General features: G+C 63.7%; 17 protein-coding genes and 1 pseudogene. 4 read left to right on the top strand and 14 right to left on the bottom strand.

Translation table 11 applies throughout. The features are described from left to right. Window positions 1–21 precede the first annotated feature (21 nt). Window positions 22–918 (bottom strand): Shedu anti-phage system protein SduA domain-containing protein, encoded by an 897-nt coding sequence (locus tag DDJ31_RS05745; protein ID WP_127181371.1) that lies wholly within the window; start codon window positions 916–918, stop codon window positions 22–24. Between the two features lie 520 nt (window positions 919–1438). Here DDJ31_RS05745 and DDJ31_RS05740 point away from each other — a divergent pair. Then, entirely contained in the window at window positions 1439–1816 is a 378-nt protein-coding gene (locus DDJ31_RS05740) for a hypothetical protein (protein ID WP_127181372.1), read from the top strand. Window positions 1817–2073: 257 nt separating this feature from the next. Here the strand turns inward: DDJ31_RS05740 and DDJ31_RS05735 are convergent, their stop codons facing one another. From DDJ31_RS05735 to DDJ31_RS05710, 6 genes are all read right to left on the bottom strand, one after another. Beyond that, window positions 2074–4500 carry a hypothetical protein gene (locus tag DDJ31_RS05735; protein WP_127181373.1) on the bottom strand — a complete coding sequence of 809 codons (2427 nt, stop codon included), beginning with the start codon at window positions 4498–4500 and terminating at the stop codon, window positions 2074–2076. 334 nt (window positions 4501–4834) lie between these two features. Then, complete coding sequence (locus DDJ31_RS05730) at window positions 4835–5515, bottom strand: replication-relaxation family protein (protein WP_164785032.1); 681 nt, start codon at window positions 5513–5515, stop codon at window positions 4835–4837. A 188-nt stretch (window positions 5516–5703) separates the two neighbouring features. Beyond that, window positions 5704–6282: a hypothetical protein gene (locus tag DDJ31_RS05725; RefSeq protein WP_127181375.1), complete on the bottom strand. Its 579-nt coding sequence runs from the start codon at window positions 6280–6282 to the stop codon at window positions 5704–5706. 194 nt (window positions 6283–6476) lie between these two features. After that, window positions 6477–6728, bottom strand: a complete 252-nt coding sequence (locus DDJ31_RS05720; RefSeq protein ID WP_127181376.1) for a hypothetical protein — start codon at window positions 6726–6728, stop codon at window positions 6477–6479. Further along, a complete protein-coding gene (locus DDJ31_RS05715; protein ID WP_127181377.1) occupies window positions 6721–8922 on the bottom strand; it encodes a type IV secretory system conjugative DNA transfer family protein in 2202 nt (733 codons plus the stop codon). Before DDJ31_RS05715 ends, DDJ31_RS05720 begins: the two co-directional genes overlap by 8 nt. Window positions 8923–9006: 84 nt before the next feature. Then, a complete protein-coding gene (locus DDJ31_RS05710; protein ID WP_164785033.1) occupies window positions 9007–9165 on the bottom strand; it encodes a hypothetical protein in 159 nt (52 codons plus the stop codon). 91 nt (window positions 9166–9256) lie between these two features. On the opposite strand from DDJ31_RS05710, the gene DDJ31_RS05705 reads away from it, so the two are divergent. Next, window positions 9257–9808 carry a hypothetical protein gene (locus DDJ31_RS05705; protein WP_127181378.1) on the top strand — a complete coding sequence of 184 codons (552 nt, stop codon included), beginning with the start codon at window positions 9257–9259 and terminating at the stop codon, window positions 9806–9808. A gap of 26 nt (window positions 9809–9834) precedes the next feature. Here DDJ31_RS05705 and DDJ31_RS39635 read toward each other — a convergent pair whose 3' ends face one another. Beyond that, window positions 9835–9963: a hypothetical protein gene (locus DDJ31_RS39635; protein WP_276319320.1), complete on the bottom strand. Its 129-nt coding sequence runs from the start codon at window positions 9961–9963 to the stop codon at window positions 9835–9837. A 152-nt stretch (window positions 9964–10115) separates the two neighbouring features. After that, window positions 10116–10319: a hypothetical protein gene (locus DDJ31_RS05700; protein WP_127181379.1), complete on the bottom strand. Its 204-nt coding sequence runs from the start codon at window positions 10317–10319 to the stop codon at window positions 10116–10118. A 70-nt stretch (window positions 10320–10389) separates the two neighbouring features. Here DDJ31_RS05700 and DDJ31_RS05695 point away from each other — a divergent pair. Further along, window positions 10390–11127, top strand: a pseudogene (locus tag DDJ31_RS05695) (transcriptional regulator); the annotation flags it as partial. A gap of 17 nt (window positions 11128–11144) precedes the next feature. Continuing rightward, a complete protein-coding gene (locus DDJ31_RS05690; RefSeq protein ID WP_127181380.1) occupies window positions 11145–11870 on the top strand; it encodes a 5-formyltetrahydrofolate cyclo-ligase in 726 nt (241 codons plus the stop codon). A 29-nt stretch (window positions 11871–11899) separates the two neighbouring features. Here DDJ31_RS05690 and mug read toward each other — a convergent pair whose 3' ends face one another. The 5 genes from mug to DDJ31_RS05665 form a co-directional block, all read right to left on the bottom strand. Further along, complete coding sequence (gene mug, locus DDJ31_RS05685) at window positions 11900–12478, bottom strand: G/U mismatch-specific DNA glycosylase (protein WP_127182935.1); 579 nt, start codon at window positions 12476–12478, stop codon at window positions 11900–11902. Then, a complete protein-coding gene (gene purB, locus DDJ31_RS05680; RefSeq protein ID WP_127181381.1) occupies window positions 12475–13917 on the bottom strand; it encodes an adenylosuccinate lyase in 1443 nt (480 codons plus the stop codon). The genes mug and purB overlap by 4 nt, the downstream gene beginning before the upstream one ends. Before the next feature lie 100 nt (window positions 13918–14017). Continuing rightward, window positions 14018–14809, bottom strand: a complete 792-nt coding sequence (locus tag DDJ31_RS05675) for an SGNH/GDSL hydrolase family protein (protein WP_127181382.1) — start codon at window positions 14807–14809, stop codon at window positions 14018–14020. A gap of 92 nt (window positions 14810–14901) precedes the next feature. Further along, entirely contained in the window at window positions 14902–15915 is a 1014-nt protein-coding gene (locus DDJ31_RS05670; protein WP_127181383.1) for a hemolysin family protein, read from the bottom strand. After that, window positions 15912–17285: a hemolysin family protein gene (locus DDJ31_RS05665; protein WP_127181384.1), complete on the bottom strand. Its 1374-nt coding sequence runs from the start codon at window positions 17283–17285 to the stop codon at window positions 15912–15914. The genes DDJ31_RS05670 and DDJ31_RS05665 overlap by 4 nt, the downstream gene beginning before the upstream one ends. Between the last annotated feature and the right edge of the window lie 183 nt (window positions 17286–17468).

The following is a 17468-nucleotide window of genomic DNA, read 5'->3' as shown; positions in this document are numbered from 1 at the left end:
ATCGTCTCGTACGGCTAAGTTCTACTCTCGACCCACAGCTATGAAGTATTCATGCTTCGAAAGCGCTACCTGACGCCAGTATTTCCAGCGATCGACAATGTAGGCCCTTCGCTCCTCGCTCATGAGTTCAGTACGAGAAAGTACCGCAGAAGGGTCAGCAATGATTTCAGCAAGGTCCATCATGGTCGAACCGGTCGTGAAGGTGGGTGGCAGCGAGTCGAGACGCCACTTGTCGACCTCACACGTGACGGTTGCGTAGTTGCCTGCCTCTCGTTCCGCAGTCAACTGGTCGTAGGTGAAGTAGTACTCACGGCTCCGAGGCATGTGGTCGCGCTTCTGCCGCATATAGGCGGGGTTGTCGTGACTTGAGGTTGTTGCACGGAATTCTGAGTCTCGGCCGTACACGAGGACGAACTGAGGCTCTACGGGGCGGTAGGTGTAATCAGGGGCATACGTCTTCGCAAAAATGAGTTGGTTCTCCGGCGAAGAAAACCAAACCTTCCACTCTGTGAGTTGGTCGACCGCCTGAGTGAGCTCGGCTGTCGGCGTCCTCGACCCCTTGTTAAACCAGGATTTTCGAGGGCTCTCGATCTCAATGCAGATTGGCCGGATAGCTCCTGTGTCCAGTCTGACCCACATGAAGTCCGGAACGCGTGTTGGGCCAAGACCTTTCAGCGGGGGCTGCCGGATCACAGCGGAGAACGACGGCCCATGATGACCACCGGGGCCGATGTTGTCCGTTGCGCCGGGGAGGAAGCACGGGTGAAGTTCCAAAAACTCTTGCATCTGACGCTCGCTGGGAGAGGAGTCCAAGAGGCTCTGCCACTGCGGTAGCACCGAAGCCCGGTACGTCTCCCAAGGGGTTGCTTGAGGACGTTCGGGACTCGTGTCGGTCTCTGCATGACGGAAGGTGTCCACGGCAGCAGTATGGACGGAGACGGCGGGCCGAGCGGTAAAACGGCAGCTTCGATGGCAAGTTGACGGCCCGCCTGACCGCCGCACGGTTCATCGGCTCGCCGACCCGGTGGAAGCTGTCGACCTACAGGAGTCGACCAGGCCGTCTGGGTCGGTCGCAACTGTCGGCGCACCTGGTGACACCTGAGCGGTTCGATCACCACAGCACCGCAGGCGCGTAGCACCGGACGTTCAATCGTGCGCTGGCCACCGTCTCTTGAATCATGCGTTTTCTACCCACCTCATGTGTAGAAAGTTGACCGCTGGATCACGCATGTCATAATCGCCGTAAGGGAAACCGTTACCGGCGTTCAGCCACGTAACGTAGAGTGTGGGGCTTAAAGACCCACCAAGGAGTTACCCCCCCCCCCCCGCAGATTGGAGGGTGACGCCTGTTTGTAGTTACTTTCTGTTGCTTAGGAAATCGTAGAAACTCGCGGGAGTTGGGGATATACCAATTAACACCCACGAGGACCACAGCACTATGGGAGCGAGTTCACTACGTAGCAACATCAAGGACGAGAGCGACGGACTGCCAACCTCCGTCGTCTTCATACCAGACAGGATGGAACGGGTCGACATCGGCGAGTACGAGAGTGGCGACCTCGTCCCCGAGCTGGTCATCGAGTGTAAGGCCGACGTACCAGGCAACGTCTCGTGGACGGTGAGCCGTCACAGCATGGACGACGGCGCTGTCCGCTTGCTCGTCTTCATCCAGAACTACGGCAGTCAGGCCGAGACGGTGCACATCCGCCAGGCCTCGTGGCGCGAGCCCGGCGCCGTTGATCCGAGACACCCTCGGGTCTGGCTCCCATGCAAGAACACCCCATCGCCCGTCGTGGCGGTGGGGTGTTGTCGTTGAGGCGTGAATTGTCTCGACCTACTGTCCCCGCCGGCGTGCGGTTGGGTCGGTCGGGTTCACGCAGTAACCGCGGTGCATGGAACTGCCCGACTCACCGCCCCGCCGACCACGGCCCCGTAGGTTGACGTGCCTCATTGGAAGCCTCCGGTCATCAGGCCATCGCGGACGCCTGTAGAGCTGGCCGTACAGGGTCAAGGCCGGCGGCAACCCTTGTTTCGCCTTGTCTACGCGTAAGCCGCGCCACTCGATCGGCTCCGCTAATCGTCATACAAGTCACTGCGAACCATCAGTTCTGCGTTCGGAACTTGGCCCATCCGCTTCTTGAAGTCATCGGAAACAGGCTTCGTCGTTGCGAAGATGACCCTGGCAGGATTTTTCATCGGCATCTGCGCAAGCTGCTCGAATTTCACTACGTCCTTCAGCTTTAGTGTTTCCGTCTTGCACTCACCAAAGATGATTTGACCGTCGAGGATACAGGCAACATCCATCTCACGACTATCACCAGGACCAGAGAAACCGATTAGATCAATCTCGGGAGCAAAGTGAAAGGCTGTAGTTGACTGCGATTTAAGTTTGTAGAGCACCTGAGCTGTGAGGTGCGAGTTCTTCTCATAGAACTGGTAGACCGTCTCAGCGAGCTTGTAGCACCACCTAGGCTCCACCATGCCGTTCTTCCAGTGCTTCTGCGTGAACTGTTGTTGAAAATCGCAGCGGTTGCAACTAAAGACAGAAGATAGAGCGTCTAGGCTATACCAAGAGGAAAGGCTGCACCTCTCGCACTTGAGGATATAGCCTCGGTAAATGATCTCCTTGGTAAGCATGTCGTCTATGAGGTCGGCTGCCGCCTGCGGACTGCCCATGCAGTCTGCGAATGCATCAAGGTCTAGATAGGAGCGTTGGTCAGTCCGGACGTAGAAGACACCATCCTCGGCATTCTTATTGGTCTGCATGAACTTATCTAGGATGGAGCGCGTCATCTTGGTCTTGATGAACTCACCCAAGGCATCGAGGCCGCCGAAACGGCTGATCGTGTCATTGAAGTACTTACCCTTGTCTGAGTATTTCGCTGTGATGCCAACACTCTCGAAATAGGAGTTGATGAGACTCAAAACATCCGGCATCTCGATCTTCGGCCGGACCAAAATAGCGTCGAGGTCACTGCCAAAGATCATGGAGTTCGGGCATAGATAAACAATTCCATCGTTAGCTACACGAGACTCAGTGGTCGAGTTGTGGAGATTGGCGAGCTTCGGCCCCAAGGTTGGTAGCGACGGGGGCTGGTATCCCTCAATTTGCAGCGAAGTCAGCCAATAGTGGTCAGGAAGTCTAATCTCGTTGAAGCTCTTAGGCTTCGGCGTATCAAAGGGACTGACACTCTTCCCGTCGACAAACACCATACTGCGATGATTGACGTAGTTGTCGGTCTCGTAGACCCGAAGCACGCATGAGGTAGACACCGACTCAATGGGAACGCATTCAATCTTGGAAGCGAACCTGGCAGGCTCAAAATACGTGAGCCTTCCAATCTGGGTTCGATAGGCGACGAGCTGTCGCTGACTAAGGCTCATGCTGCACAACTGAACACTTTTGGTGCTGTGCCCGTAACGAATCAAGGAGGAAACGACGCTGACCAGCTCGCGAGCGCCTTGCTGCTCTAGCGTAAATGGATCTACTTCTTGCCCCTGCTGACTACGTTTCCTAGCTGCATTCCGCGCCTTAGTGGAAGAGCGCAACCAGGCTTGCGGGAGCCACTTAATGCCCTCATGCATGCGGGACAGCGAGTAGTAGAAGCAAAAGTCCTCTACAGAGTCGCCAAGCACAACCACCACTGGTTCTTTATCTGAACGGTGCTTGTCAGCCCTGTAATACTGGCCCAGGTGCAGCATGCTCAGGCCGAACGGAGTATTTGGCAGAAAACTTTCATCTAGATGAGGCTCTTCATGCTCGCCTAGAAATGGTCGTTGCGGTCCTTGCACGTGGGTCAAAACGTTCGTCAGTTTATACGTGTCCGGCACTCGCTTTGTAGTGAACCCAGCTTCGCTGATCTCGTCGATGTACTCTCTGCTCCCCACTCCCGTCTCAGAATGGATGAGTAGCTTGAACGTCGAGTCGTTAATTATAGGGGGAAGCCTCACGAGGCCAATGTGTCTGGTTGTCGCCGAGATAATCTTTGCGATCTTCGTGAAGGGATACCCGAAGCCGGACGTACTGGTCAGATACTGGTCGACCGCATCACTGTGGTGAAACGGGCTCAGTCGATAGATGAGCTCACTGCTCAAGGCTTCACTGATAGTGAGTTCATCAATCCGAGACTGCGCAGCGCTACCCGCAAACCAATCTTCGAACTCTGCATCACTCCATTCTTTGGCTGGCTCGCCATTTTTGTGAAGGTGCTTGATCTCCGCATATCGATCCGGATTAGCTTCTTCGAAATCCGTGAACGTTAGATCGCAAACTGCGAGATAGTCAGGGCTGTAGGCCTCAAGCAACTCCCAAAACTTGTCTTCGATCTTTTCTCCATCCGTAGGCACAATCAGAAAGTTGCGACCACCCCATACTTGAGATGCCTGGGTGATAGCAACGTTGGCTGCTGTCTGCCAATATTCACTGTTCTTGTTGATAAATATGGCGCACCGGGGTGGACGCACGGTTGCGGTGATATTTTGGTACGTCGGTTCGCCCACGATACGTCTCCTTGAAGTGCTACATAGTTTTGCTGTTGGATCAATCATCGAAGCATGATGACGGTCAGTGAAACTCCTAGAACGGCAGCCACGGCAAAGTCTTCGATCGTCTGGCTACGTATCATTGGTGATGCTGGAACGCGTACGACACCGACTCGGGCAGCCCTGCGAAGCGTCCGCTTTCGTGGTGCCCAAAGCAGTTTCGGAAGTAGTGGTTTTCGCGGTCGTCGTGCCATGGGCTGATTCCTCAGTTTATCTCTGCCTTTATTATCCTCCTTCAACCCCTGTTGATCAAGCCTCCCGACCTCTGTTACCGCCGTACTATCGACAGCACCTAGAGCCGCATCAATTCAGGTATCAACTCCCCGATTAAATACACTCTCACCATCTCCCGTTGTTCCTCTGGAAGCCGTCGGAAGATGCGGGCCAGTTCGTTCTTGCGTACTTGGTGCCGCACCACAAAGACCACGTACGGGAAGTAGTCGGCGGTGCTCACCTCGACGGCCCGCCAGTACCCGGCGACCTTCTCCCGGATGCGCGCCGGTTGCTCGGTGCTTAGGTCGATCTCAAGGAGGAACGCATTACTTCGCCCCTGCTGCGGAAAGTCCAGCGAGACGTACAGATCGGCCCGGACACTCGGCGGTACGCGCCGCTCAACCTCCCAGGCCGTGACCGTGAGAACACCCGCCTTCTCCGCTCGCCGCAGTTCCAAATAGGTGTCGGCCATCATGAGGGCATGGTTGTTGACGTTCGGGGATAGCCGCCCCTCGACGTCCAGGAGCAACCGGCCAGCACGACCGAGCTGGTACACGAACGCCCCCGCTCCACCCTTGGCACTGGTCGCTCTCCGTCCAACCCGGGAAAGGTAGCTGAGTCGCACCAACCGCCCGAGCACTTTGTCCGGCACGCTGTGCGATACGTCAGCGAACAGCAGCTCGGTTATGTGCGTTGAGGCCACCTGAGAAAAGTCTCCGGTGAGCTTGAGTACTTCGTAGTCGCGGGCGGTTAGCTCCACGTCCGTCCTCCGTCCGGATGGGCCGCAGCGTCTTCGCTGGTCAGGAGGGCTACAGGTACAGGGGTAGACCCACGGTCGACCTACCCCTGGCCTACAAGGTTCGCCTACACCGGATGCTCGATGAGGAATGGAGCGCTTGCGCTCCATCAGCACATGGGCTGACCGTTTTTCAGAGCGCCAGTCACCGGTCAGACGGTGCAGCCATCTAGAGTTTTCCAGCTAGTGGAAGGGAGTGTCGTCTTGTTCTGTACGAATGAACCCGACTCGTGATCGGTCTTGTAGTTTGTCTTCCAATAGCCGCCCTCTCGATATGGTCGCTCCGATAGAGTCCAAACTACCTTTCCGGAATCCTTGAGGGAAATTTCCAAAGCGTCGCGATTACTGCTGCTGATAAACCCAGATGTGCCACCCGGAAGCGCAGGGAGTTTAGGAGTAGCGACTTTGAGATTGGCGTCTGTCAGTTCCCAGCGTGTGCACGCTTCGAGTGTCGGGAGGGTGACGTAGCGGTATTTATTCTGCGAGTAAGAAAGACGCACGACGAGGTCAGTGACGGCCGCGCCGCTTGGGTTGGTTACAGTAATGCCTTTCTCGCTGGCCTCAATTGAGTAGTAGATCTGCTTGATCTGAGCCTCACGATCGTCCTTGGTTCGCAGCGCGTTGGTGTCGTCCTTTGCCTGGCACGACACAACCAGACTGGAGATAGAGACGACCACGGCAATTCCAGCGAACGCGGCACTCGTCCAAGCCGGTCGTGTGTCAGTACTCACGGTTCCCCCCAGAACTATGGTCCCGCCCGGTCAGCGGGATGATGTTTGCCCTCATGTTCGCCGGAGCTTCACATGATCACTCCTAGCGTTTTGATCTGTTGCTGTCTGGTGACACAACTGCCTGACAGTAAGTCATCTGTCGAATGGTCGTTCGGTCGTAGGTCGTGACTGGGGAGATAACCTCCGGGGTTCGCCTACGTCTCCAACCCTTCCATCCGTTCGCGCCAGGCTTCGGCGGTACGCGTCGCGGCATCGCATTGGTGCTTCATCGCGGCAGACCACACATTGGTTTCGTGCTCGACCATTCCTTCAAGGAGCGGGTCATCCCCTTGGCGTCGACCAAGCCGCTCGGCAACCGCCTCGATGTCGCTGAGGACATCCCCGAGGTATTCCATGCTCCGGGTGACGTAAGCCAGTTCCGACAGCAGGTTCTGTACGCTACGCATCGCTTGAACTCCTCGGCCCACCGAAGCGCGGTCGGCGGGTGGATGCTGACGGGGCCGGCTGACCGCCCCGCCGCTGCTTGATCTCTTCGTTCACCGCCACCGCGGAACGGCCGTAGGTTGCCCGAGAATGCCGTCGCACCTCCTCAGCAAAGCCCGTTGTTTCAACAGGCGGGAGCGTCACGCCAGTTACCGGCGAACTCACCCCGTCACTCGTGGCGAGCCGCATCAGGACCTCGAACCGGCGTTGGTTCAGGAAGTCTTTTTCGGTGACGCTGCGGCCGAACTGGCGAGCAAACGACCGGGCTTCGTCCGCCGAGGTCTGGAACACCACCGTCGACCGTGCGTTGTTCTGGGTGGCGTCCTGGAGTTCACGGGTGAGCTGCCCGAGGTGCTGGTGCGCCACCGTCATCGCGAGGCCGAGCGAGCGCGCCTGGGCGAACATGTCGGCGGGTGCGATCGGCAAATTGATCATGTCCTGAAACTCATCGACGTACAGCATGGTTGGTCGCGTTGGATTCGCCGCCCCAGCCTGTACAGCACTCCAGACAGCATTAAGAAGGAGCGACCCCAGCAGTCCGGCCGTATCCTTCCCTTCCGTCGCTCGACCGAGGTTGACGAGCAGGATCTTGTTTCCCCGGATCACGTCACGTAGGTCGATGGTGCTCTGACTCTGCCCGATGATGTTCCGGATCGACGGCCGGTTGTTGAGTTGCCAGATCCGATCCATCAGCGGCTGGAAGTGCGAAGCACGCATGCGGTCATCTATCCCGGCCCACCACGTCGCCAGGTCCTCGATGTGCGCGACGCCGCGAATCAGGTTCTTCGAGAACTCCACCTGATCCGGACGCGGTACGGCGAGCGGCCCTATATCCGCGAACGTCATCGGGGCGGAAGTCCCGGCGCTCATCATGAGGGTGAGGATCAGGTGGTAGAAGCCCTGCCGGACGCGCACTCCTCGTGCGTCCTGCGGATACAGATGGTCGAACAGCCTTTGGATGTCGGCCGCGACCACGAAGGGGCTGCCCTGCAAGATGTTGAAGCCCACCGGGTAATCCGTGTCACTCATGTCGAGCAGCACGACATCTTGAAGCCGGCCTTCAGGGACGCGGTCGAGGACGGCTTGGAACAGGTCGCCCTTGCTCTCGATCAGGATGACCCCGCGGCCCGCGTTCATGTCCTGCGAGATGAGATTCGTAAGAAGTGCCGTCTTCCCAGAGCCAGTTGGGCCGACGACCTGCATGTGCCACGTCGACTCTTCGGGAGCGGGCGCCAACAACCGTTCCGAACTGGGGAAGTTGGAGCGAGCGATTACCCGACCCGTGCGAGGAATCGTGCCCGTGGCGGCAAGCTGCCGCGTCCGCCCTTGTGGAAGTCCGGCGACATGCGGACTGCCGATCGGCCAGGCAATCAGGCCAACCAACTCGGAGGCGGCGAGGACGGCCGGAAACATCGTCGGCACGGCGGCCTCGTGGATGCGCCCGATTACCCGGCCACTGGTCGTGAGTCGCTTCTTGAATCGGTTGTAGGTGCCGCCCGTACTGGCGATGCTGGCCCGCATCCGACCAAGCAACACCCGGGCGCGTTCCTCGCTGCCTGCCTTCGCCGCCACCCGCAGCACACCGAGAAAGTTGGGTTCACTCAGCTTGGTGCGGCGGTCGGTGATCTGGTCGCGGTCGTTTCGGCCGCCCAGGAGTCGCCCGGTAGCACCCGAGACTATCCGCTCCTCGCGCTGCTGCGGTGGTCGCTCACGAAGGGCCGGTGACACCACCCACTGGATGAGGAGCGCTTCGCTGCGAGCGAGCCCCTGCATGTTCGTGAGGATGCTCGCCGACAGCGCCTCGGCGTCCACCGTGCCAAGGCTCATCCGTGAGTTCGTCTGTCCCAACTCCACCGCGGCCGTCCACTGGTGACGAGGTTCATCCGTCCCCGCCGGCGTGGTCGTAGCACCGGGGATAAGGGAGCGCAGCTGGCTGACGACGAAGTCGCCGGTTTCCTCCGGCACCACCAGGCGGTGGATGATCCCCTGCTCCGTTGCCTCGACCTCGAACACGATGGACGACACACCCAGCAGTCGCCGCGGGCCGCTCGTGAGCGTGCCACTTACCGCCCGCAGCCACGTCGCCACCTGGTCGGACTTCAAGTCGGAGGGGAACGTCAGTTGGTACGCACGACGAGAGCGGTCTGCTGCGGACATGGAGGTCTCCAAGAACCAAGGTGGGCGGGGACAAGAAGAAGGCGAAGCCCGTGCGGGAAAGCACGGGCTTCGCCAGGTGGCCTTCTACCAGCGCGTCATGCGGAAGTAGATCCAGCCGAGCACCATCACGACGGCGAGCAGACTCACCAAATACGGGATGAAGGGTGCGACCACCCACCACAGCACCTTGACGGTGAACGCTGCGAGCAGCAGCGTCAGCAGAAGACTGCGGGCTTTCCTCACGGTGGCCTCCTCGGGTAGAAGCTGCCGACCCACGGTCGCGGCCGGCGGGGATCGTAAAGGCCGGGCATCTAGGCGTAAAATGGATCTAGGAATGACGGAGGATCAAAAGCACATCTGGGAACGGGAGAAGCGAGCTGTTCGGCAGCTTCGAGACGGTCTCGACAAGCCCGTCGACCGCCGTGTGGTTGGCGTGGTGGCCGCGCTTCGCCTGATCGGCATCCATACGGATGCGTCTTGCGGCGGACATGTCGATCGAGCCATCAGCCCGTACGTCGCCTTTAGCTCACCCCAATCAAGGGGCCTTCGCCGGCGGGCAGATGAAGATGGAGATCCACGGTTCAGGCGACGCTTCTTGAGACGAGCCGCTCAGCAGAACGCCCAAGAGCTTCAGAGGCTCTTGCCGTACCTCGACAAGTTCTACCGAGCTCGTGCCGTGCCACCACGACAGCGGCTTATCGTGCAGGGCTTCGTGGTGATTGGGCACCGACTCACCGCTCAGTCCGCGGACCTGGTGCACGTCGTGTCCAAGGACGAGCGGCACGAGCTGGTAGACGTCCAGCGCCAAGAGTTCGACGCCTTCGCGGAGTTCTTGAAGGCCAAGTTCTTCGGTACGAAGGACGGCACCCCACCCCGAGCGGCCTGAGCCGCCGCTTGGGGTGGGGCAATCCACTACTCGTCGACCTCGATCCAGCCGTCACCGCCGCACTTCTTGCAGTCGATCGGGTCATCCGTTGGCCCCGCATCGGCGGGGACAACCAGACCGTTGCTGTTGCAGTCGGGGCAGACCTTGTTCTCCATGTTCATCACCTCCTCTCGATCTACTCGGGGTAGATATCGCCGACCCAAAGTCGAGGCCGGCGGCGAACTAGAAGGGGCGGATCAACGGGCGGTCGGGGTGGCACTGGCCGATGGCTGCCTTCCCCGACGCCTGTTGGTGACGCGGTGGTGTTCTATCGACCGTGCTGTTCGTCGATGATCTGCTGTCCGATCCGGTCGGCAGCCGCAGCGTCACGCGCTCCGAGTCGCATGGCCGTCTCGATCTCCTCGTCCCGCCGACGTGCCATGTAGCCGGGGCCGTACCAGTTGGCGACCTTCACCATCCCCCAGACGAACAGTCCCGGGATGACGACGAAGATGATGAGTACAGACATCATGAGTTGCTCCCTCCGTAACTCCTGCGTGTGATGCGCTCGTTGGTGATCTCTTCCTCGACCATGGCGACCTCATCATGAGGTCGAAGCCGATTCAGCGACGTTCATGGGGCAACTGGTCTGGGATGTCAGTCAACGACGTGATCACCACGCGCCACTCGGGTACTTCGAGGAAGCGGTCAACGCTGCGCGGCACGCCCGCGATCCATCCACCGAGTCGTACGCAACGCTGCGGATGGCTTACGTGGCGCTGTACGGCGAGAAGAATCCGACGCGAGGTGTGATGCTCGCCGAGCAAGCTGCCGATGCCGCCAAGCTGGTCAGTCCGTCGCTGACTGGTCTGTCACTTCTCCACCTTGCCGAGGGTCACGCCATGATCGGCGCCACCAACGAATGCGAAGCAGCCCTGAAGAAGGCGGAAGACCAGTTCGATCGTGTCCACGCTGACGACGTAGCCGCGCCGTACTACTCGGTGAACGAGTACAACCGGCTGGCGGGCTCCTGCTACCTGTTCCTCGGTTTGCCTGAACGAGCCGAACCCATCCTCCGTATGACCACGCGGGCGCTCGCCGCTAAGAAGAAGTCCCAGGCCATCGCACTCGGCAACCTGACCTTGGCGCTCATCCAGCAACGGAAGCTCGACGAAGCCGCGTCAGCCATGCACCGGACGATTGATGCCGTAGAGCTGACTCGTGGTGGTGGCGGTCTTAACCTGGCGTTCTCTGCTGGGCGTGAGCTCCGGCAGTGGCGACAGGAACCATGGGCGCAGGAGATCAACGATCGGCTGCTTGCCTTGATGGCGGCGATCTAAGTACGGGTGGGGTGTGCGTGAACGACATCGACCAGGCCAAGCAGGAGCTGCGCGAGAGGGTGTGGCGTCGACTCATCGACGGCGGCGGCGCACCTGCTGACTCGTACGGCAAGATTCCTGGTTTCTACGGGGCCGAAGACACTGCCGAACAACTGGCCGGTCAGGACTTCTGGCAGCACGCCGTCACCGTGAAGGCGAACCCCGACTGGGCGCAGCTTCCGGTGCGAGTCCGCGCGCTCCAGGACGGCAAACGCCTCTACATGGCAGTGCCGCGCATGGCGTCGCTTGAACCGTTCTACCTACTCGACCCGAAGAACCTCGGACTTCCGCCGGAGGAGGCCGCCGAGAAGAAGGGCGCGGCTCAGGTTGCCCGCCGGCTTGCGCCAGAGTCGATGGAACCTATCGACGTGGTGGTGTGTGGCAGCGTCGCCGTGAACCGCTCGGGTGCCCGCATCGGCAAGGGTGCCGGGTACTCCGACCTTGAGGTTGCGCTCTTGATCGAGGCGGGCCTCGTGACGGATCAGACAGTGATCGTCGCGCCGGTTCACGCGCTCCAGGTGGTCGAGGACAACATCCCTGAGACCGAGCACGATTTCAGCGTGGACTACATCGTCACGCCCGACGAGGTGATCCCGTGCGCCAACCGGCGTCGACCGTCAGGGTTGGTGTGGAACGACCTCACTGCCGAGAAGATCGCGGCAATTCCGGCGCTAGCAGCACGGGCCGAGCAGGGGTGGCCGTAGCCCGTCCCTGGGGGCGCTAGGCGGCTAAACTAGTGATCGGGGCCACCCGCACACGACGCGTCGGGTAGCCCTGTGACCAGCCGAAACGCACGAAACGCATCCGTCAGCTTGGGTGTAGTCCACAGCGCATTGAGCCCGCTCGGGTTGGGCAGTACCCACACGCGCGTGGCGCCGATCGTCCGGTCCTGGGGGCCGATCGCCGCCTTGCGGTCGTCGAAGGCCGCCCGGTACGCGGTGACGCCCACCACGGCCAGCCAGCGCGGTCGCAGCCGGGTCACCTTCTCCGTCAGCAGCCGGCCACCCTCGCGGTACTCCTCGGCGGTCAGCTCGTCGGCGCGTGCGGTGGCCCGCGCGACGACGTTGGTGATGCCGAGCCCGTACGCCGGCAACTCGCCCTGTTCCGAGGGGGCCAGCAGTCGGGGCGTGAACCCGGACAGGTGCAGCACCGGCCAGAAGCGGTTGCCCGGCCGGGCGAAGTGGTGGCCGGTCGCCGCCGTCATGAGGCCGGGGTTGATGCCGCAGAACAGGACGCGGAGGCCGTCCGCGACGACGTCCGGTACGAGACGGTCGCGGGCGGCCTCCAGGTCGTCGCGGGTGAGGCGGGTCAGAGGATCGCCCCGGGGGTGTAGCCGGCGGCCTCCGGGTGCCGCTTGGCGATCTCCTCGATCCGCGCGACGACCGCGCCGACCTGGTCGGCGGCGGCACCGGTGAAGGACAGCTTGTCGGCCATCAGCGCGTCCAGCTGGGCGCGGTCGAGCGGGATGCGCTCGTCGGCGGCCAGCTTGTCGAGGAGTTCGTTGCGCTCGGCGCCCTGCTCGCGCATGGCGAGCGCGGAGGCGACGGCGTTCTCCTTGATGGCCTCGTGCGCGACCTCGCGGCCGACCCCGGCCCGCACGGCGCCCATCAGGACCTTCGTGGTGGCCAGGAACGGCAGGTAGCGGTCGAGTTCGCGGGCGACGACGGCGGGGAAGGCGCCGAACTCGTCCAGGACGGTCAGGAACGTCTCCAGGAGGCCGTCGAGGGCGAAGAAGGCGTCGGGGAGCGCGACCCGGCGCACCACCGAGCAGGACACGTCGCCCTCGTTCCACTGGTCGCCCGCCAGTTCGCCGGTCATCGAGGCGTAGCCGCGCAGGATCACCATCAGGCCGTTGACGCGCTCGCAGGAACGGGTGTTCATCTTGTGCGGCATCGCGGAGGAGCCGACCTGGCCGGGCTTGAAGCCCTCGGTGACCAGCTCGTGCCCGGCCATCAGCCGGATCGTCTTGGCCAGCGAGGACGGCGCAGCCGCCAGCTGCACCAGCGCGGTGACGACCTCGTAGTCGAGCGAGCGCGGGTACACCTGGCCGACCGAGGTGAACGCCTCGGAGAAGCCCAGGTGCCGGGCGATCCGGTCCTCGAGGTCGGCGAGCTTGGCCGCGTCGCCGCCGAGCAGGTCCAGCATGTCCTGGGCGGTGCCGACGGGGCCCTTGATGCCGCGCAGCGGGTAGCGGCCGAGCAGCTCCTCCACGCGCGCGTGCGCGACGAGCAGCTCGTCCGCGGCGGTCGCGAAGCGCTTGCCGAGGGTGGTGGCCTGCGCGGCGACGTTGTGGGAGCGGCCGGCCATGACCAGCTCGCCGTACTCGCCCGCGAGCCTGCCCAGCCGCGCCAGGACGGCCACCGCGCGGTCGCGCACCAGCTCGAGGGAGAGCCGGATCTGCAGCTGCTCGACGTTCTCGGTGAGGTCGCGGGAGGTCATGCCCTTGTGGACGTGCTCGTGCCCGGCGAGGTCGTTGAACTCCTCGATCCGCGCCTTCACATCGTGCCGGGTGACCTTCTCGCGTTCGGCGATGGAGGCCAGGTCGACGGTGTCGAGGACCCGCTCGTAGTCGGCGATGGCCGCGTCCGGCACCTCGATGCCGAGGTCCTTCTGGGCACGCAGCACGGCGAGCCAGAGCCGGCGCTCCAGCTTCACCTTCTGCTCGGGCGACCAGAGCGTGGCGAGCTCGGCGGAGGCGTAGCGTCCGGCGAGGACGTTCGGGATACGGGGCTTGGCGGGCGCAGAAGTCACGTGGACGGATTCTACTGGCGATTCGTGCAGGTCGGCGCCGAGGGCGGTTGGTGCGAAGCCACGAGACGCCCGTCACGTCACCGGCCCCGCGTCGCCTGACCTACGCCATCGGCCCCTCGTACGGCAGCAGTTCCGCGTGTTTCGGCGCTCGGCCGTCGCCCGAGGAGCGGCCGGTCAGGCGGCGGCCTATCCACGGCAGCAGGTGCTGCCGGGCGAACCGGAGGTCCGCCACCCGGCGCGCGCTCCAGCCGGGCGGTGGTGTCAGCGGCATCGGGGTCCGCCACTCGGTGTCCTCGGTGCCCTCCGGCGCGTGGCCGAGTGCCTCCCAGACCGCCGCAGCGACCCTGCGGTGGCCCTCCGCGGTCAGGTGCAGCCGGTCCACGTCCCACAGCCGCGGGTCGCCGAGCGAGGGCGCCCCGTAGAGGTCGACGACCAGCGCGTCGTGCTTCTCTGCCAGTTCCGCCACGCAGGCGAACAGCTCCTCCATGCGCGGCCTGAACCGGTCGAGGACCGGCCCCTGGCGGCCGGGGCTGCGCATCAGCACCAGCCGCTCGCAGGCCGGCGCCAGGCGTTCCACGGCCTCGGTGAGCAGCTCACGGACCCGGACCATGTCGCACTTGGGGCGCAGGGTGTCGTTCAGGCCGCCGACCAGGGTGATCACGTCGGGGCGCATGGCCGCGGCGACGTCCACCTGCTCGTCGACGATCTGCTGGATCAGCTTGCCGCGCACCGCCAGGTTGGCGTAGCGGAAACCGGGGGAGCGGGCGGCCATCCGGCCGGCCAGGACATCGGCCCAGCCCCGGTAGGAGCCGTCGGGCAGGAGGTCCGACATGCCCTCGGTGAACGAGTCGCCGACGGCGACCAGGCTGGAATAGGTGGGGTTCGTCTGCATGGCGACGGACATGCTAACGCGCCGCCGTACCCGCCGGTAGGTCGGCCTCGGCGCCCGCGCGGGAAGCCTCCCGGGGGCGCCGAGGCACCGGCTCAGGCGCGCTGCCCGAACAGTTCCTGCAGCACGTCCTCCATGGTCACCAGGCCCGCGAGGCGGCCGTCGTCACCGAGTACGGCCGCCAGGTGGGTGCGGCTGCCGCGCATCGCGGTGAGGACATCGTCCAGCGGTGTGACGGCCCGCACGCGCGCGATGGGCCGCATGTCGGGCACCCGGAACGGCAGGTCCCGAGGCATGGCGTCCAGCGCGTCCTTCACATGGAGGTAGCCGACGATCCGCCGGTTCTCGTCCACCACGGGGAACCGCGAGAACCCGGACTGCGCGGAGAGCCGCTCCAACTGCTCGGGGGTGACGCCCACGCGCGCGTGGACGACCCGTTCCAGCGGCAGCACCACGTCCCGCACCGGCCTGCGGCCCAGCTCCAACGCGTCGTGCAGGCGTTCGAGCGCCCGGTCGTCGATCAGACCGGCCTCCCCGGAGTCCTGCACCAGACGGGCCAGCTCGGCGTCCGAGAAGGTCGCCGTGACCTCGTCCTTCACCTCCACCTTGAGCAGCTTCAGCAGAGTGTTCGCGAAGGCGTTGACCGCGAAGATCACCGGGCGCAGCGCCCGGGAGAGCGCCACCAGCGGCGGTCCGAGCAGCAGGGCGCTGCGCACCGGCTCGGCGAGCGCGATGTTCTTCGGGACCATCTCGCCCAGCAGCATGTGCAGATACGTCGCCAGGGCCAGCGCGATCACGAAGGAGACCGCGTGCCCGGCGCCCGTCGGCACGCCCACCGCGTGGAAGGCGGGCTCCAGCAGGTGCGCGATGGCCGGCTCGGCGACCACGCCGAGCACCAGCGTGCACAGGGTGATGCCGAGCTGGGCGGCCGCCAGCAGCGCGGACACGTGCTGAAGGCCCCACAGCACGCTCTTCGCGCGCCGGTCGCCCTCCTCGGCGTGCGGTTCGATCTGGCTGCGGCGCACCGAGATCAGCGCGAACTCGGCGCCGACGAAGAACGCGTTCACGACGAGCGTCGCGAGTCCGATCAGCAGTTGGACGGCGGTCATCGGGCGTTCCTCCCGCCGGCCGCGTCGGCCGTCGTGGTGCCGGCGTCGTCCGTGGCGGCTGTGTTCTCGGCGGGCGCCCGCATCCGTACGCGCGCCGCCCGGTGCCCTGAGGCGTCCACCACGTCGAGCCGCCATCCGGTGACGGTCACGCTGTCGCCGACGGCCGGGATGCGGCCCAGTTCGGTCGCGACCAGTCCGGCGAGCGTCTCGTAGGGGCCCTCGGGGGCCCGCAGGCCGACCCGGGCGAGCTGGTCGACGCGGGTCGCGCCGTCCGCGGAGAACAGCGCGTGGCCGTCGTCGTCGCTGCCGGCCGGGGCGAGCCCGGGGGTCTCGTGCGGGTCGTGCTCGTCCCGCACCTCGCCGACGACCTCCTCGACGATGTCCTCCAGCGTGGCCACCCCGGCGGTGCCGCCGTACTCGTCGATGACGACGGCCATGGTGCGCCGGCCGGACAGCCGGTCGAGGAGCCGGTCGACGGTGAGGGTCTCGGGGACGAACAGCGGCTCGCGCATGATCTCGGCGACGGGCACCCGCGCGCGGCGTTCGCCGGGCACGGCCAGTACGTCCTTGATGTGCGCGACGCCCACCACCGAGTCGAGGTTGCCCCGGTAGACGGGGAACCGGGAGAGTCCGGTCGCCCTGGTCGCGTTCGCCACGTCCTCGCAGGTCGCACGGGAGTCCAGGGCCATCACCTGGACGCGCGGGGTCATCACGTTCTCCGCGGTCAGGTCGGCGAGGTTCAGGGTCCGCACGAACAGCTCGGCGGTGTCCGCCTCCAGGGCGCCCTCCTTGGCGGAGTGGCGGGCCAGCGCGGCCAGCTCCTGGGGGCCGCGGGCGGCGGCCAGCTCCTCGGTGGGTTCCACGCCGAAGCGGCGCACCACCCGGTTGGCGGTGTTGTTGAGGTGGGAGATGAAGGGCCGGAAGGCCGCGCTGAACCAGCGCTGGGCGTTCCCCACCCGCTTGGCGACGGCCAGCGGTGAGGAGATCGCCCAGTTCTTCGGGACCAGTTCGCCGACGACCATCAGGAAGACCGTCGACAGCGCGGTGCCCAGGACCAGCGCCAGCGTCGACGCCGTCGAGCCCGGGATGCCGATCGACTCCAGCGGGCCCGCGATCAGCTTGGCGATCGACGGTTCGGCGAGCATGCCGACGACGAGGTTGGTGACGGTGATGCCGAGCTGGGCGCCGGAGAGCTGGAACGTCAGGTTCCGTACGGCCTTGAGGGCGCCCTCGGCGCCCCGCTCACCGCGTTCGACCGCCTGTTCGAGATCGCTGCGCTGGACCGTGGTCAGCGAGAACTCGGCGGCGACGAAGGCGCCACAGGCGAGCGAGAGCAGGATCGCCACCAGCAGGAGGAGCACTTCGGTCATCGGGTCACCTCCGTCCCAGGATCGGGCAGGGAGGGGAGGAGCGCGCGATGTCGTACGCCGCGCTTGCTACTGGGAGGTTCGCCCATGGGCGGACGCTCACACCTTTCATGGAGGATCGGATCACCCCCGAAAGGGGGACGATGATCCTCCAATCGTAAAGTACCTGCAAAGTATTCCGCTCGG

The sequence above is a fragment of the Streptomyces griseoviridis genome (assembly GCF_005222485.1).
Classification (GTDB): domain Bacteria; phylum Actinomycetota; class Actinomycetes; order Streptomycetales; family Streptomycetaceae; genus Streptomyces; species Streptomyces hintoniae.
This window is presented reverse-complemented; position numbering and strand designations above follow the sequence as displayed.